This is a genomic window from Spongiactinospora sp. 9N601, assembly GCF_044326295.1.
Lineage (GTDB): Bacteria > Actinomycetota > Actinomycetes > Streptosporangiales > Streptosporangiaceae > Spongiactinospora > Spongiactinospora gelatinilytica.
This window is the reverse complement of record NZ_JBIRBB010000019.1, coordinates 21,752-41,961: the sequence shown is the minus strand read 5'-3', so window position 1 is coordinate 41,961 and position 20,210 is coordinate 21,752. Positions and strand designations below refer to the sequence as shown.

At 71.7% G+C, this 20,210-nt stretch carries 23 protein-coding genes; 11 read left to right on the top strand and 12 right to left on the bottom strand.

The window, feature by feature from the left end:
• Positions 1–2 precede the first annotated feature (2 nt).
• The 6 genes from ACH34R_RS35450 to ACH34R_RS35425 form a co-directional block, all read right to left on the bottom strand.
• The gene (locus ACH34R_RS35450; RefSeq protein ID WP_397565948.1) at positions 3–416 is read right to left on the bottom strand and encodes a sensor histidine kinase; all 414 of its coding nucleotides are present in this window, start codon (positions 414–416) and stop codon (positions 3–5) included.
• Positions 417–668: 252 nt separating this feature from the next.
• Positions 669–1,343 carry a pyridoxamine 5'-phosphate oxidase family protein gene (locus tag ACH34R_RS35445; RefSeq protein WP_397565947.1) on the bottom strand — a complete coding sequence of 225 codons (675 nt, stop codon included), beginning with the start codon at positions 1,341–1,343 and terminating at the stop codon, positions 669–671.
• A 156-nt stretch (positions 1,344–1,499) separates the two neighbouring features.
• Positions 1,500–1,895, bottom strand: a complete 396-nt coding sequence (locus ACH34R_RS35440; RefSeq protein WP_397565946.1) for a YciI family protein — start codon at positions 1,893–1,895, stop codon at positions 1,500–1,502.
• Positions 1,896–1,930: 35 nt separating this feature from the next.
• Positions 1,931–2,305, bottom strand: a complete 375-nt coding sequence (locus ACH34R_RS35435) for a VOC family protein (RefSeq protein ID WP_397565945.1) — start codon at positions 2,303–2,305, stop codon at positions 1,931–1,933.
• A 76-nt stretch (positions 2,306–2,381) separates the two neighbouring features.
• Positions 2,382–3,212: an ABC transporter permease gene (locus ACH34R_RS35430; protein ID WP_397565944.1), complete on the bottom strand. Its 831-nt coding sequence runs from the start codon at positions 3,210–3,212 to the stop codon at positions 2,382–2,384.
• Positions 3,209–4,156 carry an ATP-binding cassette domain-containing protein gene (locus tag ACH34R_RS35425; RefSeq protein ID WP_397565943.1) on the bottom strand — a complete coding sequence of 316 codons (948 nt, stop codon included), beginning with the start codon at positions 4,154–4,156 and terminating at the stop codon, positions 3,209–3,211. The genes ACH34R_RS35430 and ACH34R_RS35425 overlap by 4 nt, the downstream gene beginning before the upstream one ends.
• A gap of 57 nt (positions 4,157–4,213) precedes the next feature.
• On the opposite strand from ACH34R_RS35425, the gene ACH34R_RS35420 reads away from it, so the two are divergent.
• The gene (locus tag ACH34R_RS35420) at positions 4,214–4,798 is read left to right on the top strand and encodes a TetR/AcrR family transcriptional regulator (RefSeq protein WP_397565942.1); all 585 of its coding nucleotides are present in this window, start codon (positions 4,214–4,216) and stop codon (positions 4,796–4,798) included.
• Positions 4,799–4,882: 84 nt separating this feature from the next.
• Positions 4,883–5,659 carry a hypothetical protein gene (locus ACH34R_RS35415; protein ID WP_397565941.1) on the top strand — a complete coding sequence of 259 codons (777 nt, stop codon included), beginning with the start codon at positions 4,883–4,885 and terminating at the stop codon, positions 5,657–5,659.
• On the opposite strand, the gene ACH34R_RS35410 is transcribed toward ACH34R_RS35415, so the two are convergent.
• Positions 5,580–6,914: a hypothetical protein gene (locus tag ACH34R_RS35410; protein WP_397565940.1), complete on the bottom strand. Its 1,335-nt coding sequence runs from the start codon at positions 6,912–6,914 to the stop codon at positions 5,580–5,582. The genes ACH34R_RS35415 and ACH34R_RS35410 overlap by 80 nt on opposite strands.
• Positions 6,915–6,931: 17 nt before the next feature.
• Entirely contained in the window at positions 6,932–7,444 is a 513-nt protein-coding gene (locus ACH34R_RS35405; protein WP_397565938.1) for a beta-class carbonic anhydrase, read from the bottom strand.
• 229 nt (positions 7,445–7,673) lie between these two features.
• On the opposite strand from ACH34R_RS35405, the gene ACH34R_RS35400 reads away from it, so the two are divergent.
• Complete coding sequence (locus ACH34R_RS35400; RefSeq protein WP_397565937.1) at positions 7,674–8,606, top strand: sporulation protein; 933 nt, start codon at positions 7,674–7,676, stop codon at positions 8,604–8,606.
• Between the two features lie 231 nt (positions 8,607–8,837).
• Here ACH34R_RS35400 and ACH34R_RS35395 read toward each other — a convergent pair whose 3' ends face one another.
• Positions 8,838–9,614 (bottom strand): SDR family NAD(P)-dependent oxidoreductase, encoded by a 777-nt coding sequence (locus ACH34R_RS35395; RefSeq protein WP_397565936.1) that lies wholly within the window; start codon positions 9,612–9,614, stop codon positions 8,838–8,840.
• A gap of 195 nt (positions 9,615–9,809) precedes the next feature.
• Here ACH34R_RS35395 and ACH34R_RS35390 point away from each other — a divergent pair, with 195 nt between their 5' ends.
• The 4 genes from ACH34R_RS35390 to ACH34R_RS35375 all read left to right on the top strand — a co-directional run bounded on the left by ACH34R_RS35390 (position 9,810) and on the right by ACH34R_RS35375 (position 12,574).
• A complete protein-coding gene (locus ACH34R_RS35390; RefSeq protein ID WP_397565935.1) occupies positions 9,810–10,769 on the top strand; it encodes a glycoside hydrolase family 19 protein in 960 nt (319 codons plus the stop codon).
• A 36-nt stretch (positions 10,770–10,805) separates the two neighbouring features.
• On the top strand, positions 10,806–11,522 hold the full coding sequence (locus ACH34R_RS35385; protein ID WP_397565934.1) for an HAD family hydrolase: 717 nt from the start codon (positions 10,806–10,808) through the stop codon (positions 11,520–11,522).
• A 276-nt stretch (positions 11,523–11,798) separates the two neighbouring features.
• Positions 11,799–12,164, top strand: a complete 366-nt coding sequence (locus tag ACH34R_RS35380; protein ID WP_397565933.1) for an RNHCP domain-containing protein — start codon at positions 11,799–11,801, stop codon at positions 12,162–12,164.
• Positions 12,161–12,574: an RNHCP domain-containing protein gene (locus ACH34R_RS35375; RefSeq protein WP_397565932.1), complete on the top strand. Its 414-nt coding sequence runs from the start codon at positions 12,161–12,163 to the stop codon at positions 12,572–12,574. Before ACH34R_RS35380 ends, ACH34R_RS35375 begins: the two co-directional genes overlap by 4 nt.
• Positions 12,575–12,579: 5 nt before the next feature.
• Here ACH34R_RS35375 and ACH34R_RS35370 read toward each other — a convergent pair whose 3' ends face one another.
• Complete coding sequence (locus ACH34R_RS35370) at positions 12,580–13,440, bottom strand: sigma factor-like helix-turn-helix DNA-binding protein (RefSeq protein ID WP_397565931.1); 861 nt, start codon at positions 13,438–13,440, stop codon at positions 12,580–12,582.
• Between the two features lie 479 nt (positions 13,441–13,919).
• Here ACH34R_RS35370 and ligD point away from each other — a divergent pair, with 479 nt between their 5' ends.
• Positions 13,920–14,894, top strand: a complete 975-nt coding sequence (gene ligD / locus ACH34R_RS35365) for a non-homologous end-joining DNA ligase (protein ID WP_397565930.1) — start codon at positions 13,920–13,922, stop codon at positions 14,892–14,894.
• Between the two features lie 17 nt (positions 14,895–14,911).
• Here ligD and ACH34R_RS35360 read toward each other — a convergent pair whose 3' ends face one another.
• Positions 14,912–15,745, bottom strand: a complete 834-nt coding sequence (locus ACH34R_RS35360; RefSeq protein WP_397565929.1) for an SAM-dependent methyltransferase — start codon at positions 15,743–15,745, stop codon at positions 14,912–14,914.
• Positions 15,746–15,918: 173 nt separating this feature from the next.
• Here ACH34R_RS35360 and ACH34R_RS35355 point away from each other — a divergent pair, with 173 nt between their 5' ends.
• Together ACH34R_RS35355 and ACH34R_RS35350 are read left to right on the top strand one after the other, a co-directional pair.
• Positions 15,919–17,304 (top strand): cytochrome ubiquinol oxidase subunit I, encoded by a 1,386-nt coding sequence (locus ACH34R_RS35355; protein WP_397565928.1) that lies wholly within the window; start codon positions 15,919–15,921, stop codon positions 17,302–17,304.
• The gene (locus tag ACH34R_RS35350) at positions 17,301–18,293 is read left to right on the top strand and encodes a cytochrome d ubiquinol oxidase subunit II (RefSeq protein ID WP_397565927.1); all 993 of its coding nucleotides are present in this window, start codon (positions 17,301–17,303) and stop codon (positions 18,291–18,293) included. Before ACH34R_RS35355 ends, ACH34R_RS35350 begins: the two co-directional genes overlap by 4 nt.
• Here ACH34R_RS35350 and ACH34R_RS35345 read toward each other — a convergent pair.
• The gene (locus tag ACH34R_RS35345) at positions 18,220–18,825 is read right to left on the bottom strand and encodes an ammonium transporter (RefSeq protein ID WP_397565926.1); all 606 of its coding nucleotides are present in this window, start codon (positions 18,823–18,825) and stop codon (positions 18,220–18,222) included. The two genes, ACH34R_RS35350 and ACH34R_RS35345, sit on opposite strands and share 74 nt — an antisense overlap.
• A gap of 424 nt (positions 18,826–19,249) precedes the next feature.
• On the opposite strand from ACH34R_RS35345, the gene ACH34R_RS35340 reads away from it, so the two are divergent.
• Positions 19,250–20,200 (top strand): urea transporter, encoded by a 951-nt coding sequence (locus tag ACH34R_RS35340; protein ID WP_397565924.1) that lies wholly within the window; start codon positions 19,250–19,252, stop codon positions 20,198–20,200.
• The last annotated feature ends 10 nt before the right edge of the window (positions 20,201–20,210 follow it).

Genomic DNA, 20,210 nt, shown 5'->3' with positions numbered 1-20,210 from the left:
CGTCACCTCCGGCCGAACGGGATCGCCCCGGTGACCGTCACTCCGCCGCCGGGCACGAAGTTGACGTCGAGGTCGCCGCCCGCGTTGGCGAAGGCGGTCCGCATCAGGTCGATGCCGCGCCCCTCCACCGGCGCGTCGGACCCCATGCCGTCGTCACTTATGGTCATCCGTAGCCCGGTCGCGCCCACCGTCACGGCGACGGAGACCGTCTCGGCGCCGCTGTGCCGTTCGACGTTGGCCAGCGCCTCGCGGACGGCGGCCAGCACCGACCGGGTGATGTACGACTCGACGTCCGTCGTGGGCAGCGCCCACGTCTCGACCTTGATCCCCGTGCGCTCCGACCAGCGTTCCAGATGGGTGGCGAGGGCTTGGGCGAGAGTCTGCGCTGCTTCGACTCCCACTTCGTCCGTTACCATATTGTGTCCCCTTCACAAATCTCGTGCTGCGCGGCGGTGCGGCCACGAAGAATCGTGGTCGCGCCTGGAACGCGTACGGTCGCTTTCGGTTACCCGAAGAACGCGTCCGAGGAGATGCGCCCAGGTCCCCCTCGCCGGCCGTCGGCGATCTCGCCTATTCGTCGATTCTCCCATCGATTCCATTCAATAGCTCTTGACGTAACGGCGATGGAAAGCTCTGTGACGGGACGGTGGGCGCGTCGCGGGAAGCGGTCAGGTGATGACGATGCGGCGGCCGGTGACGCGGTCGGAGGTCACGCGGATGTAGAGTTCGCGGTCGCCGCCCGGCCAGGGCTCCACGCCGAGGGTGGACACCTCGGGGAGTTCGGCCTCGGTGATGTGGTGGGCGGGGCCTTGGATGAGCACGCTCCAGCCGGTGCGCTGGGCGTCGTCGATCCGGTCCACCTCGAAGGCGATCTTGAACTCGACCCCGCTGAGGCCGGTGTCCAGCTCCTTGTCGAGCCCGCCGCCGTACCGGGTGCGAAAGACCACGGCCTCGTCCTGGACGCGGTAGTTGACCGGCAGCACGATGGGGCCGGTCCCGTCGTCGAAGGCGACCCTGCCCACACCGCCTGGGGAGATCAGCCGCATGCACTCGGCGCGGGTCAGCGTCTCAAGGCCGGGGGCGGCCGGAGGACGGCCGCCGCCCGGCGGGCGGCCCGCCGCTCCGCCCAGCAGCCCCTCGCTGGTGGTGCCGAGCGCGCGGGCCACCCGCAGCAGCGTCTCGCCGGTGGGGCTGGCCGGGTTCTCCTCCAGGTACCGCAGGTAGCCGGGGTCGATGCCGGCCAGCTCGGCCAGCTCGGCTTGGGACAGGCCGATGGCCGCACGCCGCTCGGCGATGCGGCGGCCCAGGTCGCCGGGCGCGTGCGCGCCCCTGTGTGCGGACATCGGCGTTCCCCCCGTCCGCGTGGTGCGGGTACGGCTCTCGCCACGTCCCGGCCGACCGGGACGCGCGGGGTGATTGCTGCCCCGCGGGCCCCGGCCGCAACCGCCCGGCAGGCGAGTTTTGCCCTCCCATGGCACACCGCCCGGCACCCGGCAGGGTCAGACCCGGCCTTCGGCGGTGTCGGTGATCCGGCGGACCTCCACGGCGCCGAACCTGGCGTCGGGGAACCGGGCGGCGATCTCCTCGGCGCGTTCGCGGCTCGCGCACTCCACCACGAAGTAGCCCGCCAGGTGCTCCTTGGCCTCCAGGTACGGGCCGTCCGTGATCGCGGGGACGCCGCCGGGCGCGCGGGCGGTCCTGGTGCTCGCCGGGTCGGCGAGCGCGGCCCCCGCGACCAGCTCGCCGGACTCGGTGATCTCCGCGAACAGTTCCCGCGCACGCCGTTCGATCTCCTCCCGCTCCTGCGGCGGAAGGTCCAGATACGCCGGATGCCGGGCGAAGATCGGATGCGCCCAGGTCACCGGATCGCTGTAGATCAGAATCAGGTACTTCACAGTGTCTCCCCGTTCACCGTACGGCCCGGCCCGTGTCACGCCGTACCGGCCACTCCCACGAGGTGGCCCTCGGGGTCGGTGAAGTGCCCGACCACGAGGGTGCCCGGGTCGCCCGCCGGCCCCATGACCCGCTTGCCGCCCAGCCGTTCCGCCTCGCGCAGCGCCTCCTCGACGTCGGGCACCTCCACATAGAACAGCACCCGCCCGGAGAACCCCGGGCCGCCGCCGACGCCGCCATTGATCCCGCCGGTCGAGCCGCCGTCCACGAAGCCGTACCGGCCCGGGGCGGAGACCTCCCCGGTGGCCGCGTCGCCCTTGTGGAACTCCCACCCGAACAGCTCGGAGTAGTAGTCCTGTAGCCGCGCCGGATCGCCGCCGATGATCTCGAAGTGCACCACTGGCCGTCCCATGACGCTCCTTTCCCGGCGCCCCCGATGGGCGCCTCATGATGAGGTCGGAGCCGGGAGGGCGTTCTCTACATGCCTCTCAAACCCGGTCCAGCCGCCGGTAGGTGCGGGCTGCGAGCGGCAGGAACACCGCCGTGATCAGCAGCGGCCAGCCGACCGCCAGCGCCAGGGAGTGCTGTGCGGCCCACGAATCGCCGCTCCAGCCGGGGTTGCCGAACAGCTCCCGGCAGGCCGCGACCGTGGCCGACAGCGGATTCCACTCGGCGAGCGCGCCCAGCCAGCCGGGCATCTGCGCGGGCGAGGCGAACGTGTTGGCGATCATCGTGAGCGGCAGCATCAGCATCCACGACGCGCCCGCCGACTCCGGCTTCAGCTTCAGGCCCACGAAGATGCCGACCCAGATCAGGGAGAACCGCAGCAGCAGCAACAGCCCTACCGCCGCGAGCGCGGGCAGCGGCCCGTTGTGCCACCCCCAGCCGACGACCAGCCCGCAGCCGATCAGCACGGCCAGCTCCAGCGCCGAGCCGGCCATGTCGGCCAGCGCCCGGCCCAGTACCACCCCGGACTGCGAGACCGGCATCGACCGGAACCGGTCGGTGACGCCGTACGTGGCCTGGGTGGACACCACGACCAGCGTGGTCGTGACCCCGACCGCCATGGTCTGGGCGAACATGCCGGGCATCAGGAAGGCCCGGTAGTCGCCGCCGCCCGCGACGGTCATCGCGCTGCCGAAGACGTAGCCGAACATCACCACCATGACGATCGGGAACAGCAGCATGCTCGCCATCCCCGCCGGGTTGCGCGTCAGGTGGATGAGGTTGCTCCTGGCGATGACCCACGCGTCCGACAGCACCCAGCCCAGCTTCCGCGCCGCCGTGCGCGGCACGACGGGGGAGATGAGCGCGCTCACGCCGCCGCCTCCTTGCCGGTGATGCTGAGGAAGACCTCATCGAGGGTCGGGCGGCGCAGCGCCACGTCCTCCACCTCCACGGCGGCCTCCCGCAACCGGCGCATGGCCTCGGTCAGCGCGCCGATCCGGTCGCTGACGGGGGCGGTGACCCTGCGGGCGGTGGCGTCCACCGTGGGCGCGGCGCCGGTGACGGCGGCCAGGATCTCGGCGGCGGCCGGAAGGTCGCGCTCCTCGCGCAGCACCAGGTCGATCTGGTCGCCACCGATCATGGACTTGAGCGCGTCCGGCGAGTCGTCGGCGATGATCCGGCCGCGGTCGAGCACCGCTATCTGGTGGGCGAGCCGGTCGGCCTCGTCGAGGTACTGGGTGGTGAGCAGCACGGTGCTGCCCGCGGCCACCAGGGTGCGCACCGCCTGCCACACCTCGTCGCGGTTGCGCGGGTCCAGGCCGGTGGTGGGCTCGTCCAGGAAGAGCACCCGGGGGGCCAGGATGAAGCTCGCCGCGAGGTCCAGGCGGCGGCGCATGCCGCCGGAGTAGTGCTTGATCCGCTTGTCGGCGGCCTCGCCCAGCCCGAACCGGTCCAGCAGTTCGCCCGCCCTGGCCCGGGCGGTCCGCCTGCCCAGGTGGTACAGCCGACCCCACATCTCCAGGTTCTCTCTGCCGGTGAGGATCTCGTCCACCGCGGGGGCCTGGCCGGCCAGCCCGATGCGGTAGCGCACCTCGGCGGGCCGGGCGGCCACGTCGAACCCGGCCACGGACGCCCGGCCGCCGTCCGCGCGCAGCAGCGTGGTGAGGATCCGGACCGCGGTGGTCTTCCCCGCCCCGTTGGGGCCGAGCAGCCCGCAGACGGTGCCCTCGCGTACGGCGAGGTCGAACCCGTCGAGGGCGTAGGTGTCGCCGTACCGCTTGCGGAGTCCTTCGGCGAGGATCGAATGGGAGTTCATGCGCTCACTATGGGACATCGAAGTCCCAAAAGCAAACGTTCGTGCTACGGTTCGACGGTGAGCAGCCCCGCCGCCTCCGAGTCCGGCACCCGCAACCGCACCCGCCGGGCGATCCTGTCGGCCGCGGCCTCGGCGCTCGCCCGCGACCGCACGGCCACGCTGGCCGACATCGCCGAGCGCGCCGAGGTCGGCCGCAGCACGCTGCACCGCTACTTCGCCGACCGGGAGGAGCTGATCAGGGCCGCGGTGGTCGACTCACTGGCGGCCATCGAGGCGTCGGTCAAGGACGCGGCGGTCGACTTCGCCGAGCCGCTGGGCAGCATCCGGCGGCTGATCGCGGGCATGGTCGAGGTGGGCGACCGGATCGCGTTCCTGTTCGGCGACCCGGGGATGAACCAGGTCATGCGGGACGCCCCCTGGGCCCCCGACCCCGAGGCGCCGAGCGTGATCGAGCTGATCCGCAGCGGCCAGCGCCAGGGCGTGTTCGACGACCAGGTCCCCGCCGCCTGGATCCAGCAGGTGATCTGGGCACTGACCTACAGCGGCTGGGAGTCGGCCGAGCGGGGCGACCTGCCCCGCCACGGGGTCACCCCCGCCGTGCTGCGCGCCTTCGAGAACGGCGTCGTCGCGAAGACCGGGTAGATCCGCCAGATCGCTGTCGATCGCGGTAATGGCATGGGATCATCTGATGAGCGCCGCCTGAACCGGTCTGTGGGGGTATGCCGGATGCCCAAGGAGTCCAGCGACTACACCGACTACACCGACGTCGAACGGAAACTGCGCAGTCACCCCCGGGTGGCGGAGTGCGCGGTGGCCAGGGTCGAGACCGCGGTGTGGGAGACCAAGCTGGTCGCCTACGTCGTCGCCGATGGCCGGGTGCGGCCCAGGGAGTTACGCGAGTTCCTGGCCAGGCTGGTGCCACAGCGGCGGTTACCCGAGGTCATCGCCCTGGTGGACGGCCTGCCGCGGACGCCCGGCGGCCAGGTCGACTACGAGAGCCTGCCGCTGCCCGCCCAGGAGTACCGCACGGTGTCCACGGCCAAGGGCGGCACCTACCAGGTCCAGCCGACCACCTCGGCCGGGGCCATCGCGATCACCACGCCGATCGCGGCCGTCGCCGCGTTCCTGCTCACGAACGTCTTCTGGCCCTACTCCACCGACCTGACCGCGGTGCCGCAGCCGTGGGCGTCGCTGTTCTTCGGGCTCTACCTGGTCGAGTGCGTCGCCTTCGGAATCGGCGTCGGCTTCCTGTTGTTCGGCCGGAACATGCTGCTCAGGGCCCGGCGCGGGCCGGTGCTGACCACCCTCACGCACCTGGCCGTCACCTGGCTGCTGGCCTCCTGGTGGCCACAGGACAACTTCTACCGGCTCACCGCCAAGAACGACTGGCCGGCGCAGGCCGCCCTCGTCTACGTCTTCAACATCACGCTGATGCTGGCCGCGATCGTGGTCGTCGTCTACGTGGCCAAAAGGCCGGTCTCCCTACAGGACCGACTTCGGTGAACATCGCGCCGAGCGCGCGGTTCGCCCAGCGCACCGCCTGCTCGGCCGCGTCGAGCGCCGCGTGATCGAGCGCCGCCAGCGCCATCCCCAGGTACGGCAGCCGGTCGAACGCCGCCGTCGGGCAGGTGACCAGCGGCACCGCCCCCAGCTCCCGGCACACCTCGGTGAGCCTTTCGACATGCGCGCGCAGCGCCGCCGGGGGCAGTCGCGCCCCCAGCGGGAGCCGGTCCAGCGTCCGCACCAGGTGCCGACCGCCGCGCAGCCGGTCCAGGCGGGCGGCGATGGTGAACGCCACGGCGGGGCCGGTGAGCCGCAGGTTGATCTCGGTGGGGGCGAGCAGGCCGGTCTCGCCGGTCACGAAGTCCACGTCGTACCAGCCGCGGTAGCCGTGGGCGGCGAGCGCCCGGCCGACCGCGACGCCGAACCGCTCGGCGGTCGCGGCGAGCGGCCCCGGCAGCGCCCCCGGGCCGACGGTGACGCCCTGGTAGGCGGTGCCATCGACGGCCATCGCGCCCGCGCCGACCGGATGGACCGCGCCCTCGGCGTCGATGACCGCGTCGAACGTCGGGTCGCGGTACGGGCCCTCGCCCGGCACGTACTCCTCCAGCAGCAGGCCCTCGCCGCGCGCCGCCGGCCCGGCCCGACCGGCGCCGGGCCTGACGATCGTCGTGCCCGAACCGCCCACGCCGTACTCGGTCTTCACCACCAGCGGCGGGCCCGCCCGCCGCGCGCGCCGTAACTCCCGGCGCAGCTCCCGGCGGGAGCCGGCCGGCCGCTGCCCGGGCACCACGACGCCCGGGTGGTCACCGGCCAGCTCGCGGAACAGCGCGTGCGCGCGGCGCTTGGACTCGAACGTGGTGACGGCCTCGCGTACCCCCGGCGGCGACGGCACGACCCGCTCGAAGGCGGCCGTGCGGCCCCACGGCAGCACCGGGGCCTCGCCCGAGCGCAGCGCGGCCAGCAGGGCGGGCCGCGCGGCGATCGCCGCCGACAGCCGTCCGTCACGCGCCAGCCCGGCGTGTACCGCCACCTCGCCCCAGCCGAGCACCGCCGACAGGCCGGCGATCCAGGCCGCGTCCACCTGCCGGGGCAGCACCACGGCCGACGGGCACGGCCCGGCGAAGACCGCGAGGCAGGAGTAGTGGTCGGGCCCGGCGGCGACACCGCCGTACTCGGCGTTGAACTCCGCGACGTTGCCGACGTGCACGGCGGGCCGCCCGCCCGTCCACGCCGCCACCCACGACGGCTCCCTCATGCCGGGGAGCCTAGCGGTCAGGCGCCGACGGGCACGACCATGCCGGTGTGGACGTTGTAGATCGCCCCGCAGACGGCCAGGTCATCGGGCAGGAACGGGCTGGCCTTGAGCCGGGTGAGGTCGCGGCGCAGGGCGGCGATCTGGTCGGGCACGGTGTGGAACTCCAGGCTGCGGGTGTCCACCCCGTGCCTGGCGGTCAGGTCGTGGACGTCGCCGTCGGTGACCTTGGTCATCCCGCAGTCGGTGTGCGGCATCAGCAGCACCCGCTCGACGCCGAGCACGTAGACCGCCAGCACCAGCGTGCGCTGCACGTCGTCGGTCACCCGCGCGCCCGCGTTGCGCAGGATCTTCGCGTCGCCCGGCTTGAGCCCGAGCAGGCCCAGCGGGTCGATCCGGGAGTCCATGCAGGTCACCACCGCGAGTCCGCGCGCCGCGCGACCGGTGAGGCCCGGATGGGCGAACCGGTGGGAATTCTCCCGGCTCGCGGTGAGTACGTCGTCGAACGCGCTTACCTTGTGCTCGATGAACATGGCCCATCCTCGTGTTGCCGGGTCAAGGGTCATATTCGCGGCGTCTCGCCGCTACGCTTGGATCCGATTCGGGCTCACTTCGCGTGCTGACAATGTAACTCATAGTGCGCGATTCGGGGAGAGGGCGCGGCCGACGAGTCCCCGGCCGCCATCCGGAACCGCACGGGCTCGGTGATCGTTTCAGAAGCGGTCGCCGCATGCCGCGGCGCGGATCAGGAGGGAAGAGTTCGTGGTCTTCAAACGGCTGATGGGCGCTTTCGGCGTCGGTGCGCCCTCGGTGGATACGGTCCTTTCGGTGCGGAGCGTGCTGCCCGGCGGAGTGCTGGCCGGGGAGGTGCGCCTGGCGGGCGGCGACTTCGACGCCGACATCGAGCACGTGACGCTGGGCCTGGTGGCCAAGGCCGAGGCCGAGCACGCCGAAGGGGAGCACGAGGGGCTGGCGGAGTTCCATCGGGCCCGGGTGGCCGAGCCGTTCACCCTGCGCAAGGGCGAGCAGCGGACGATCCCGTTCCAGATCCCGCTGCCGTGGGAGCTGCCGATCAGCCAGGTCCAGGGGCGCCCGCTGCCCGGGATGGCGCTGGGCGTGCGTACCGAGCTGGCCATCGCCAAGGCCGTGGACAAGGGCGACCTCGACATGTTCGCGGTCGAGCCGCTGCCCTCCCAGGAACGGGTCCTCGCGGCGTTCGCGGCACTGGGCTTCACGGTGCGGTCCGCCGACCTGGAGATGGGCCACATCTACGGCGCGCACCAGGACCTCCCCTTCTACCAGGAGATCGAGCTCCACCCGCACGGCGGGCACGCCTGGCGGGTCAACGAGGTCGAACTGACCTTCGTCACCTCGCCCGAGGGCCTGCAGATCGTCCTTGAGGCCGACCGCCGCGCGGGCGGCCTCGGCGGCGACGCCATCGCCCGCCTCCAGACCACCCACGACGAGGCCCTCCACCGCGACTGGCCCACCGAGATCGACGCCTGGCTCAACACCCTGTCCCAATACGCCGGCCACACCGGCCACTACGAGCACCACGACCACCACCACGGCGGCCCCGGCCTCGGCACGGTCGCCGCCGCAGGCGCCGTCGGCCTGGCGGGCGGCCTGGTCGCCGCCGAGGTCGCCGAAGAGATCTTCGAGTCCGACGACGAAGAGTCCGACGGCGACTGGTAGCCCATCTCCTGAGCCTCCCCTCCCATCTGTCCATAGGTGGTGGGGGAGGCTTTGGGGGAGGTAGTGAGTAAGGCGGCGGCCTGCAGTCCCCGTCTCGCGGGTGTGTGAGGTCGTCTTGTCGCGGGTGGTGTGATCTTTGGGGTGGTGTTCGTGGTCTCTGAACTCCGATATCCCACGGTCGTCTGACCCCTGGGGATCGGTGAGGGGATATCGGCGGCTGTCCGGGGTGGGTCAGAGTTTGGGGCCGAGCCAGATTCCGCCGCTGGCGTCGATGAGGTTGGCGGTGAGCCAGCGGGCGTCGTCAGAGGTGAGGAAGGATACGACGTCGGCGATGTCTTCGGGGCGGCCGAGGCGGTTGAGGGCGGTGGCGCCCGCGATGGCGGCGGAGGAGCGGGGGTCGCCGAGCCAGTGGTGGTTGTTGCCGGTGGGGGTCGGGCCGGGGGCGACGGTGTTGATCGTGATGCCCCGCTTGCCCAGCTCGTTGGCCAGGGCGAAGCCCATTCGCTCCACCGCGCCTTTGGTCATCGCGTAGGGCGCCTCGCCCGCCAGGGCGATCCTGGTGCTGGCGGTGGAGATGTTGACGATCCGCCCGCCGTCGCTCATCAGCGGCAGCGCCCGCTGGACCAGGAAGAACGGCGCGGTCACGTTGACCATGAACACCCGCGCGAACTCCTCCGGCGTGACCTCCTCGAACGAGCCCACCCAGGTGCCCGCGTTGTTCACCAGCACGTCCAGCGTCCTGCCGTCCAGTCCGCGCGCCAATTCGGTGAGCAGTTCGCCGATCTCCGCTTCCAGGGGCCGGGCGCCGGTGCCGAACTCGGCGCGTACGGCGAAGGCGCTCCCGCCCGCCTCCCGCACGGCGGCCACGGTCTCGGCCGCGCCCTCCTCATTGGTGGCGTAGTGGACCGCGACCAGGGCTCCTTGGGCGCCCAGCCGGCGCGCGACGGCCCGGCCGATGCCGCGGGACGCCCCTGTCACCAGGGCCGTCTTGTCGGACATATCACTCATCGGTGCTCCTTGTGGTGAACGAGACCGTCAAAGCATCCGCATCCCCGGTCGAGGCACGCTGGAGTCACTGGCAGCAGGGCCGGTTGGGCCTTGTGGAGGCGGGCGGCGAAAACTACTATCGCGTTGACTTTTAGGAAACTTTCCTAAAAGAATGTGCGCCGCCGGTACGGCCGCGCCGTACGAAGGAGTGGTCAGGTGTCGATACGCGGACTAAGGATCACCGCGTCGGTGGCCGCGGCAGCGGTCGTCGCCGGCGTGGTGGCGATCATCGCCCCCATGTCCTCCGCCGCCGCGGCGGTCTGCGCGGCGGCATGGCAGCCGACCTCGGTCTACCACGGCGGGATGATCGCCTCCCACGGCGGCCACAACTGGTCCGCCCGCTGGTGGACGCAGAACGAGGTGCCCGGAAACGCCTATGTCTGGGCCGACCGCGGGACCTGCGACGGCGGCGGCCCCTCGCCCAGCCCGACGCCGACTCCCACACCGACCCCGACCCCCACGCCCACGCCCACGGTGACCCAAACGCCCGACCCGACCGGGTTCGTGGTGACCGAGGCGCAGTTCGAGCAGATGTTCCCGAACCGCCGGCCGTTCTACACCTACGCCGGGCTCACCGCCGCACTGAGCGCGTACCCCGGCTTCGCCAAGACCGGCAGCGACACCGTGCGCAGGCAGGAGGCCGCGGCCTTCCTGGCCAACGTCAACCACGAGACCGGTGGCCTGGTCCACATCGTCGAGCAGAACACCTCCAACTACCCGCACTACTGCGAGGCGAGCCGGCCGTACGGGTGCCCGGCTGGCCAGGCCGCCTACTACGGACGCGGCCCGATCCAACTGAGCTGGAACTACAACTACAAGGCGGCGGGCGACGCCCTCGGCCTCGACCTGCTGCGCAACCCCTGGCTCGTGGAGAACGACTCGGCGGTCTCCTGGAAGACGGCGCTTTGGTACTGGAACACCCAGAGCGGGCCCGGCACCATGACGCCGCACGACGCCATCGTGAACGGCCGCGGCTTCGGCGAGACCATCCGCAGCATCAACGGGGCGATGGAGTGCAACGGCGGCAACCCGCAGCAGGTGCAGAGCCGGATCCAGGCGTACCAGCGGTTCGTGCAGATCCTCGGCACCACCCCGGGCGGCAACCTGAGCTGCTGAACCACCGCCCGGGGCGGCTCGGATAGCGTGCGTGTCGTGCAGACCGACAAAACACTCGTCCTATGGGATATCGACCACACGCTGATCAGCCTTCGCGGGTTCGGCCGCATGATCTACGGAGAGGCGTTCCTGAGCGTCACCGGCCAGCCGATGCGCGAGGCCGCCGACCTGACGATGGGCGGCACCGACCGCGCGATGAGCGCGGAGATGCTGCGCAGCCACGGCATCACCGACCCCACCGGCGCGCTGCTCGAATCGCTGGGCGGCGCGCTGGCCGAGGCGTTCGTGCGGTACGAGGCCGGGCTCGGCGAGTACGGCGGCATCCTCGCCGGGGCCGTTGACGTGCTGACCGCGCTCGCCGGGCGGGACGATGTGATCCAGTCGGTGCTGACCGGGAACATGGAGCCGATCGCGATCGGCAAGCTGCGCGCCTTCGGGCTGGACCGGTTCGTGGACTTCTCCGTCGGGGCCTACGGGATGGACCACGAGGACCGCCCCGAGCTGGTCCGGCTGGCCCAGGAGCGGGCCGCCGTCAAGTACGGCGGGCCGTTCACCCCCGCCGACACCGTGCTGATCGGCGACACGCCCAACGACGTGCGCGCCGGACGCCTGGGCGGCGCGCGGGTCGTGGCGGTGGCGACCGGCTCCTGCGACGCCGAGACGCTGCGTGCCGCCGGGGCGGACCTGATCCTTCCCGACCTCGCCGACACCGAGCAGGTCATCGCCGCCATCCTGGGCACGGCCGCCCGGTGACGCGCCGGAAAAATGGATCGCGCGCGGCGGCGGGGCGTTGCTAGCGTGTCCGCTGACACACCGGTGGAGGTTGGGCGTTCGCGCCTGGAAGGGGAACGGTTTATGTGCCAGTCAGCGCCAAGCGCGTCTCTGCGTGCCGTGCGCGAAACCCGTCACTGACCGTCCTCTCGTGTCAGCGCGGCCCGGATCCCGGCTCGCGCACGCCTGCCTTCTGAGACACGCTCGGCGCTTCCTTGCTGCTTTCCTACGCACCATCTCGGCAAGGAGTCTTCCACCGTGTCCGCCAAATCCATTCGTTCCATCGTCAGCACCGACACTTTCGCCTGCGTGCGCTGCGGGCTGACCGTCACCGCCGTCGGGCCCGCAGGGGCCCGGCGCAACCACTGCCCGAGCTGCCTCTACTCCCAGCACGTCATCGACCGGGTCGAGGGCGGGCCGTCCGAGTGCGGATCGCGGATGGCGCCGATCGCCATCGCGGTGCTGCGCGACGGCGGATGGATGGTCATCCACCGCTGCACCCGTTGCGGCGAGCTGACCTCCAACCCGATCTGCTCGGATGACAACCAGCTCATCCTGATGCGGATGGCGGTACGGCCGCTGGCCCAGCCGCCGTTCCCGCTGGAAGCGTTCGGTGACCTGTGAAGCGCGAGAGGTCCCGGGGCAAACCGCGTCCGCGCAGGCCGCAGCGGCGCAAGGCGGATGTCCGCGACGTGGGCGGCGACGCCTTTCGCTGCGTGGGCTGCCGGCTGGACGTGCCGCTGGCCGCGCCGGGCACCGCCCATCGCAACCACTGCCCGAACTGCCTGACCAGCCGGCACCTCGACGAGCGGGTGCCCGGCGACCGGCGGGCGGGCTGCGGCGGCCGGATGGCGGCGCTGAGCGTCACGGCCAGGCCGGACGGGGAGTGGCTGATCATCCATCACTGCCTGTCCTGTGGCGGGCTGAGCGTCAACCGCATCGCGGGCGATGACAACGCGCTGGCGCTGATCCGCATCGCCGTCCGGCCGCTGTCCGACCCCCGCATGCCGGTGCGCGCGCTGCTCGCGCTGTAGCGGGGTCAGGGCAGGTGGTTGGGGGAGTAGGCGTGTGCGTCCGCGTGCGTCTCGCACAGCCAGGAGAGCAGCCTGGCGAGCACCGGGTCCGGGTCGGTCAGCGTCGTGTCGGCGGGCCGGCCGAGGGTGCGCGCCTGGCGCAGGCGTTCGTCGAGATGCCACCGCAGCGGCGTGTAGCGCGGGGTGGCGACGGCGTAGCCGAGCCGGCTGAGCGCCGACTCCTCCAACTGCCTGACCCGGCCCGCGCTGACCCCGAGCCGCCTGCCCAGGGCCTGGTAGGTCTGCGGCCGGGCGGCGAAGGTGCGCTGGGTCAAGATCAGCTCGCGCCGGCCGTCCACCTCGGTGAGCAGGGCGCGCAGGAGTACGGCGAGGTCGGGCGGGTCGGCGGCGGCCCCGACGAAGGCGCGCAGGTTGACCGCGTTGGCCTGCCGCCACTGGCTGGTGATCCCGGCCGGCAGCGGGCCGAGGGCGGGGGAGAGGACGAGGAGGTCGTCGAGGGTGGTCGCGCCGCGCTCGGCGACCGCCCAGGCGACCAGCGGACGCAGCGGCAGCGCGATCCACTCCGGTGGCGCGGACGGCGTCGCGGCCGGTCCGGTGAACTGGTTGGAGCCGTCCAGGGCGATCACGGCCATGCGCCACACGGCGGCCTCGACCACGGCGGCCAGGCAGGTGGACCCGAACATGTGGATGTCGAGGAGCCGGATCTCGTCGCAGTCCGCGAGGTCGCCCCAGGTGCGGATGCCGTCGCGGGCCAGCGCGTAGCGGTAGCGGGTGGCCATCTCCTGAGGGGCGATCTCGTGCTCGGCGATCAGGTGCAGGCCGGGCAGGGCGTCGCCGTAGGAGTCGGGGTAAACCCGGCGAATCATCTGGGCGCTGAGCTTCACCGCATTCTGGACAGACTCGTCACTCGGCGCGTTCGTGAACTCTCCGTCTGGAATTGTTTCGAGTGCTTCCGCCAGTATTCGTCCGGCTCTTTTGTCCCGGATCAGGGACGCAAGGACTTCCTCCGCTGATGGCATGGGACCTCGCAGAGTCGAGCAGGTGGACCGGCCTGATCGGCCGATTCACTGCAATGTGGGCATTTCGTCATTGCATTTTTCCCGGTAGCCGCCTCGCATGTCTTCAGCATGTCACTCCCGCCGGGCCGTGCGCGAGGGTTCGGCGATATATCCGGGAGCGTGGAATTGGCGGCTGGAAAAGGTCCTCTTTTTACCCGTTGATTCAGGACCGGCCGGGCGGGACGGGTGATGTGGCGGAGGTCCGGGTGGCCGGACCCGACGCGGGGGCCAAGTGGGGCTACCTGGGTATTTATCACCGTGTGACTGGTTTGCCAGCGTATGCGCCGATGATGGCGATGCTCGGGAGCCTGCCGGAGGCGGCGGCCGAGGACCGCTTCGGGTTCGAGATGAAGTGGGACGGCGTGCGGGCGCTGGCGTACGTGCAGGGCGGCGCGGTCAAGCTGGTCTCGCGCAACGCCAAGGACGTCACGGCCGCCTACCCCGAGCTGGCGATGATGGCCGGGGCGGTGGGCGGGCGCGATCTCGTGCTGGACGGCGAGATCGTCGCGTTCGACGACGAGGGGCGGCCGTCCTTCGAGGCGTTGCAGCCGCGCATGCACCAGCGCAGGCCCGCCCGCGTCGCGGAGCTGGTCGGCGCGGTGCCGGTGACGTACCTGCTGTTCGACGTGCTGCACGTGAACGCCGAGGCGGTGGTCGGCCTGCCGTACACCGGGCGGCGCGAACTCCTGGAGAACATCGTGACACCGGGCGCGCGCTGGCAGGTGCCCGCGTGGTTCTCCGGCGCGGGGGCCGGGACGAGGGCGGTGGAGCTGAGCAAGGAGTGGCGGCTGGAGGGGGTCGTGGCCAAGCGGCTGGACTCGCCGTACCGGCCGGGCAGGCGCACCGCCGAATGGACGAAGGTGAAGAACCTCCGCACCCAGGAAGTGATCATCGGAGGCTGGAAGCCGGGGGCGGGACGGCGGTCCGGGACGATCGGGTCGCTGCTGCTCGGCGTACCCGACGCGCAGGGCCGGCTGGTGTTCGCCGGGCACGTCGGCACCGGGTTCACCGAGGCGGCGCTGCGCGACCTCGCCGGGCGGCTGGCCCCGCTGCGCCGCGACGACCCGCCGTTCGACGGGCCGGTACCGCGCGAGCACGCCCGCGAGGCGCAGTGGGTGGAGCCGGTGCTCGTCGGCGAGGTGCGGTTCGGTGAGTGGACCGGCGACGGCATGATGCGCCACCCGGCCTGGCGCGGGCTCAAACCCGACAAGAGCCCCGGCGAGGTCCGCCGCGAGGACGGTGAGGGCCGGATCGCGGGCTGACCCCCACCGCCCCGGCCTCAGCGCTTGCGGCCCACCCCGCCGACGAACGTGTGGTAGATCTCGTGCTTTTCGATGAGGTCGCCCGGATCGGGCCGCCACTCCTGGAGCGGCACCACGCCGGGCTCGACCAGCTCCAGGTCGCCGAAGAAGGAGACGATCTCCTCCTGGGTGCGCCACCGGCCCACGCCCAGCCGCTCGGTGAAGATCTGCTCGCGCCGGGCGGCCAGCTCGGACTCCTCCGGATGCTCGGGCCCCGGATCGCGGAAGTGGGAGATGGCCAGGTAGCTGTCCGGCGGCACGCCCGCCACCAGGCGGCGGGCGATGCCGCCCGGGTCCTCGTGGTCGTGGATGTGGTGCAGGATGCCCACCAGCAGCAGCCCCACCGGCTGCTGGAAGTCGATGAAGCCGCGGACGACCGGATTGTCCAGGATCTCGGTGGGACGCCGGATGTCGGCGGTGATGACCGTGGTACCGGGATCGCGGGCCAGCAGCGCCCTGGCATGGACGAGCACGATCGGATCGTTGTCCACATAGACCACACGGCAGTCGGGGTGCGCCGCCTGGGCGACCTGGTGGACGTTGCCCTGCGTCGGCAGGCCCGAACCGATGTCCAGGAACTGCCGCACGCCCGCCACCCGAACCAGGTACCGGACCGCCCGGCGCAGGAACGCCCGGTTGTCCAGCGCGCTCGTCGAAGGGCGCCATCCGGGCGGCATCGCCCTGATCACCTCAGCGACGACCGCGCGGTCGGCGGCGAAGTTGTCCTTGCCGCCGAGAAAGTGGTCATAGACCCGTGCGACGCTCGGCACGCCGGTGTTGATCTCCGGCGGAGCCGTCTCGCGCTCGGTCATTCGTGCTCCGTCCCCCCACAGTCGTGATCGTCGGTCACGAGGTGTACGGATTTTAACCAGGATCTTTCTTCGTTGTGTGATGTTTCATATCCGGCGCGTCGCCGCGCCGGGTTTTACCGTTTCATCCGCCGCCCGGGGGAGTGCCGCGACCGGCCGGAGGGAATCCGCCGGTGGTGCCCCACTGCATCGTGCGGTCGGCGATCGACGCGCTCGGGCCGGCCGCCGGCGCCGACCTCGTCGCGGCCCGCCTTCAAATGGCCCTGTCGCTCGGCTGGCACATCGTGCTGGCCTGCATGGGTGTCGGGATGCCGGCGCTGCTGCTGATCGCCGAGTGGCGGGCGGTACGGCGGGGCGACCCCGACTGCCGCCGGCTCATCGAACGCTGGGCCCGCACCACCGGCGTGCTCTTCGCGGTCGGCGCGGTCTCCGGCACCATCCTGAGCTTCGAGCTGGGCCTGCTGTGGCCCGGCATGATGGGGCTGTACGGCGAGGTCATCGGCCTGCCCTTCGCCCTGGAGGGGTTCGCCTTCTTCATTGAGGCGATCTTCATCGGGATCTACCTCTACACGGGCGGCCTGCTGTCCCCGGCGCTGCGCGCCTGGACGCTCGTGCCCGTGGCGGTCGCCGGGGTGGCCTCGGCGTTCTTCGTGGTCACCGCGAACGCCTGGATGAACCAGCCGCGCGGCTTCACCCTGGACGGCGGCAGGATCACCCAGGTCGATCCGTGGGCGGCGATGTTCAACCCGGCGACGCCGCCGCAGACCGTTCACATGATCCTCGCCGCGTTCATGGTGGCCGGGTTCGCCACGGCGAGCGTGTACGCGGTGGCGATGCTGCGCGGCCGGCGGGACCGCTACCACCGGCTGGGGTTCGCCATCCCGTTCACCGTGGCCGCGATCGTCACGCCGTTCCAGATCCTGGTGGGCGACCTCGCCGCCCGCTTCCTCGCGCACTACCAGCCGGTCAAGCTGGCCGCCATGGAAGGGCTGTACCGCACTGGCCCCGACGCGCCGCTGACGATCGGCGGGTTCGCGACCGGCGAGGGGCTGCGGTACGGGCTGGAGATCCCCGGGGCCCTTTCGATACTGGTCGGCGAGAGCACGGACACCGTGGTACGCGGGCTTTCCGAGGTGCCGCCCGCCGACCGCCCGCCGGTGACCGTGGTGCACCTGGCCTTCGACCTCATGGTCGGGATCGGGTTCTTCCTGCTGGCGCTGTCCGCGTGGTTCGCGCTGGCCTGGTGGCGGCGGCGCGACCTGCCGCGCTCCCGCTGGTTCCCGCGCCTGGCCGCGCTGTCGGGGCTCGCCGCGGCGGTCGCGGTGGAGGCCGGCTGGGTGGTGACCGAGGTCGGCAGGCAGCCGTGGATCGTGTACGGCAGGATGCGCACGGCCGACGCCGTCAACCCCGCGCCCGGGCTTTGGGCGGGGTTCCTGATCGTGTCCGCCGTGTACGTGGTACTGACCGTCGTCACGGTGTACGTACTACGCCGGCTGGCCGGCGGCGAACGGCCGCTCGCCCCGCAGGAACCGGAGCCCGAGCCGGGACAGGTGCCCTCGTGACCGAGCCCGCCCAGCTCACCCTGGGGGTGCTGTGGGCCGGTCTCACGCTGTACGCGCTGTTCGGCGGGGCGGACTTCGGCGCCGGGCTGTGGGACCTGGTGTCCGGCGGGAGTACGGCGGGCCTGCCCAGGCGGCGGCTGATCGAGCACGCGATCGGCGCGGTGTGGGAGGCGAACCACGTCTGGCTGATCTTCGTGATCGTGGTGTTGTGGACCGGTTTTCCCGGGGTGTTCGCCGCGGTGATGTCCACGCTCTACATACCGCTGACCCTGGTGGCGCTCGGCGTCATCGCGCGCGGCGCGGCCTTCGCCTTCCGCAAGGTCGGCGAGCGGCTGTGGGAGCGGCGGCTGTTCGGCGCGATCTTCGCGCTCTCCTCGGTCTTCACCCCCTTCTTCCTCGGCACGGTCGCGGGGGCGATCGCCTCCGGGCGGGTGCCGCCCGGGCTGGCCGCGGGCGACCTGGTGGGAAGCTGGCTGAACCCCACGGGGCTGCTGGGCGGGGTGCTCGCGGTGGGCGTCTGCGCGTACCTCGCCGCCGCCTACCTGTGCGACGACGCCCGGCGGGCGGGCGAGGCGGGCCTGGCCGCGGAGTTCCGCACCCGGGCCCTGGTCACCGGGGTGGCGATGGGCATCGTGGCGCTCGGCGGCATCGGCGTGCTGCGCGCGGACGCGCCCGCGCTCTTCGCCGGGCTCACCGGCCGCGCGCTGCCGCTGGTGGTCGTCTCCGCGCTGGCGGGTACGGCGGCGCTGGCCCTGCTCTGGCTGCGGCGCTTCGCATCGGCCCGCGCCGCCTCCGCGCTCGCGGTGACCGCCGTGCTGTGGGGGTGGGCGGTCGCCCAGTACCCGCTGATGCTGCCGCCGTCCCTCGGCTACCGGGAGGCCGCGGCGACCCCGGCCGTGCTCACCGCCACCCTGGTCAGCGTGGCGGCCGGGGCCGTGCTGCTGGTCCCGTCGCTGGTCTGGCTCTACTACCTCCAGCAACGCCGGTGAGCGGCCCCGCCGTTCCCGCCTCCTGCCCGAACTGCACGTCGGAGCCGGCGATCTGCTCGGCCTCGGTCTCCCGCATCCTGACCGGCGGTCTGCCCCGGCGATAGCCGAGCGCGATGGCGAGGGCGAGGCCGGACATGCCGGAGTTCAGCTCGACCACCAGGCCGCCCGCGAAGTCCAGCACCCCCCACCTGCTGAGCCACCCGGAGGGGGCGAACACCCAGTGCGCGACCGGGAAGTACACGAGGAGCACCCAGAGGATCGAGAAGAGGATCCACGGCCCGAGCCGTACCCGGCCGGCCACGGACCCGCTGATCAGCGCCACCGTGATGATCGCGAAGGTGAGCTGGAAGAGCGCGAACGCGTGGGTGGGCACCGAGCCGTGCAGCTCGCTCGGGGTGATGCCGGCGAAGCGCGGATCGCCGAAGCCGATCAGCCCGAGGCCGCCGGCATCCGGGCCGAAGACGATGCCGTACCCGAACGCGAACCACAGGACCGTCACCAGGCTGATCGACACGAAGGCCATGAAGAGCATGCTCAGCACATCCCGCCGTAGAAGAAGGCGAGGCCAGGGGTCATCAGGACCACCATCGCGGTGCTCACCAGCACCCACGCGGAGTCACCGGTGTTCAGTCCGGCCGGCATCGCCCACCCTCGCCCCGCGTTCGGCGGGGGGCTCCATGAAGAGGTACGCGTGGCAGGACGCCGCAAAACCACCTCCAATCCGCCTTTTTCTCAATAGGGGGGAGTGGATGAACTTCGCGGCTTTCGGTAAATCATTCGCGCGGAATCGGCTGCCGCCGGACTGCGCTGCGGACGGAAGGGGAGGATTCCGACAGTTGGTCCAGAAACCCACTTTCTTCTCGGGCCTCGGCCCGGTGCCGCCCTGAGGTGGCCGCCGCCGTGGTCTCCCGCGGCGCCCGAGGGTGTCCGAGCGGTTCAGATCGGAGTCCGCCAACGTGTCCGCCAATTCCACAGATCACCAGGACGGCGTGCGGCCGCGCGAACTGCCGCTCGCCACCCTGCGCGGCGTCTGCCAGGTCGAGTTTCAGAACAATGTCTGGACCGCGCTGTTGTTCCTGCTCGCGCTGTTCCTGGGCGGATGGCGGTTCGCCGTGTTCGGCCTGCTGGGCGCGCTCGTCTCGACGGTCACCGCGTGGGTCCTCGGCGTCGGCCGGGACCGGATCGCGATCGGCCTCGAAGGGTTCAACGGGACGCTGATCGGCGTCGCCCTCGTGCTGTTCTTCGACCTCACCTGGGTCACCGTGCTGGTGGTGATCGCCGCCTCGGTACTGGGCGCCGTGGTGACCGCGGCGCTCACCACGCTGCTCGCGCCGTATGACGTGCCGGCCCTCACCGCGCCCTTCTGCGTGGTCACCTCGCTCGTGATGATCGGCGGCCCGGCGTTCGGGCGGGTGTGGGAGGCGAGGTTTCCCGTCAGGCCCCCCGTGGCCAGGGATGCCTCGCTGACCTTCACGGACATCTGGCAGGGGCTGCTCAACGGCATCGGCCAGGTGTTCTTCCAGGACAAGTGGTACGTGGGGCTGGTCTTCCTGGTCGGCCTCCTGGTCGCCAGCCGGGTCGCGGCGCTCGCCGCGGTCGCCGGAAGCGCGATCGGGATCGTCGTCGGCGCGCTCCTCGGGGCGACCGCAGCCGACATCGGCGCGGGCCTCTACGGCTACAACGCGGTGCTGACCGCCATCGCCCTGTGCGGGGTGTTCGTGGCGCTCACGTCGATGGGCGCGCTGTACGCGGCGCTCGGGGCCGTGGCCGCGGTGGTCGTCGGCGCGGCGGTCAGCGCCCTGTTCAAGCCGGTCGGCGGACCAGCGCTGACCTGGCCGTTCGTCCTGGTCACGTGGACCTTCCTGGCGGCCGTCCCGATGTTTTCCAAGATCCATCGAGCGTCCTGACAAGGAGCTT

Excerpts from the sequence above, each read along its gene's own strand:
- ACH34R_RS35435 (WP_397565945.1), bottom strand. The coding sequence starts at position 2,305 with ATGGGACGGCCAGTGGTGCACTTCGAGATCATCGGCGGCGATCCGGCG.
- ACH34R_RS35415 (WP_397565941.1), top strand. The coding sequence starts at position 4,883 with ATGCCCAAGGAGTCCAGCGACTACACCGACTACACCGACGTCGAACGG.
- ACH34R_RS35405 (WP_397565938.1), bottom strand. The coding sequence starts at position 7,444 with ATGTTCATCGAGCACAAGGTAAGCGCGTTCGACGACGTACTCACCGCG.
- ACH34R_RS35450 (WP_397565948.1), bottom strand. The coding sequence starts at position 416 with ATGGTAACGGACGAAGTGGGAGTCGAAGCAGCGCAGACTCTCGCCCAA.
- ACH34R_RS35345 (WP_397565926.1), bottom strand. The coding sequence starts at position 18,825 with ATGCTCTTCATGGCCTTCGTGTCGATCAGCCTGGTGACGGTCCTGTGG.
- ACH34R_RS35445 (WP_397565947.1), bottom strand. The coding sequence starts at position 1,343 with ATGTCCGCACACAGGGGCGCGCACGCGCCCGGCGACCTGGGCCGCCGC.
- ACH34R_RS35360 (WP_397565929.1), bottom strand. The coding sequence starts at position 15,745 with ATGACCGAGCGCGAGACGGCTCCGCCGGAGATCAACACCGGCGTGCCG.
- ACH34R_RS35425 (WP_397565943.1), bottom strand. The coding sequence starts at position 4,156 with ATGAACTCCCATTCGATCCTCGCCGAAGGACTCCGCAAGCGGTACGGC.
- ACH34R_RS35410 (WP_397565940.1), bottom strand. The coding sequence starts at position 6,914 with ATGAGGGAGCCGTCGTGGGTGGCGGCGTGGACGGGCGGGCGGCCCGCC.
- ACH34R_RS35370 (WP_397565931.1), bottom strand. The coding sequence starts at position 13,440 with ATGATTCGCCGGGTTTACCCCGACTCCTACGGCGACGCCCTGCCCGGC.
- ACH34R_RS35395 (WP_397565936.1), bottom strand. The coding sequence starts at position 9,614 with ATGAGTGATATGTCCGACAAGACGGCCCTGGTGACAGGGGCGTCCCGC.
- ligD (WP_397565930.1), top strand. The coding sequence starts at position 13,920 with ATGATGGCGATGCTCGGGAGCCTGCCGGAGGCGGCGGCCGAGGACCGC.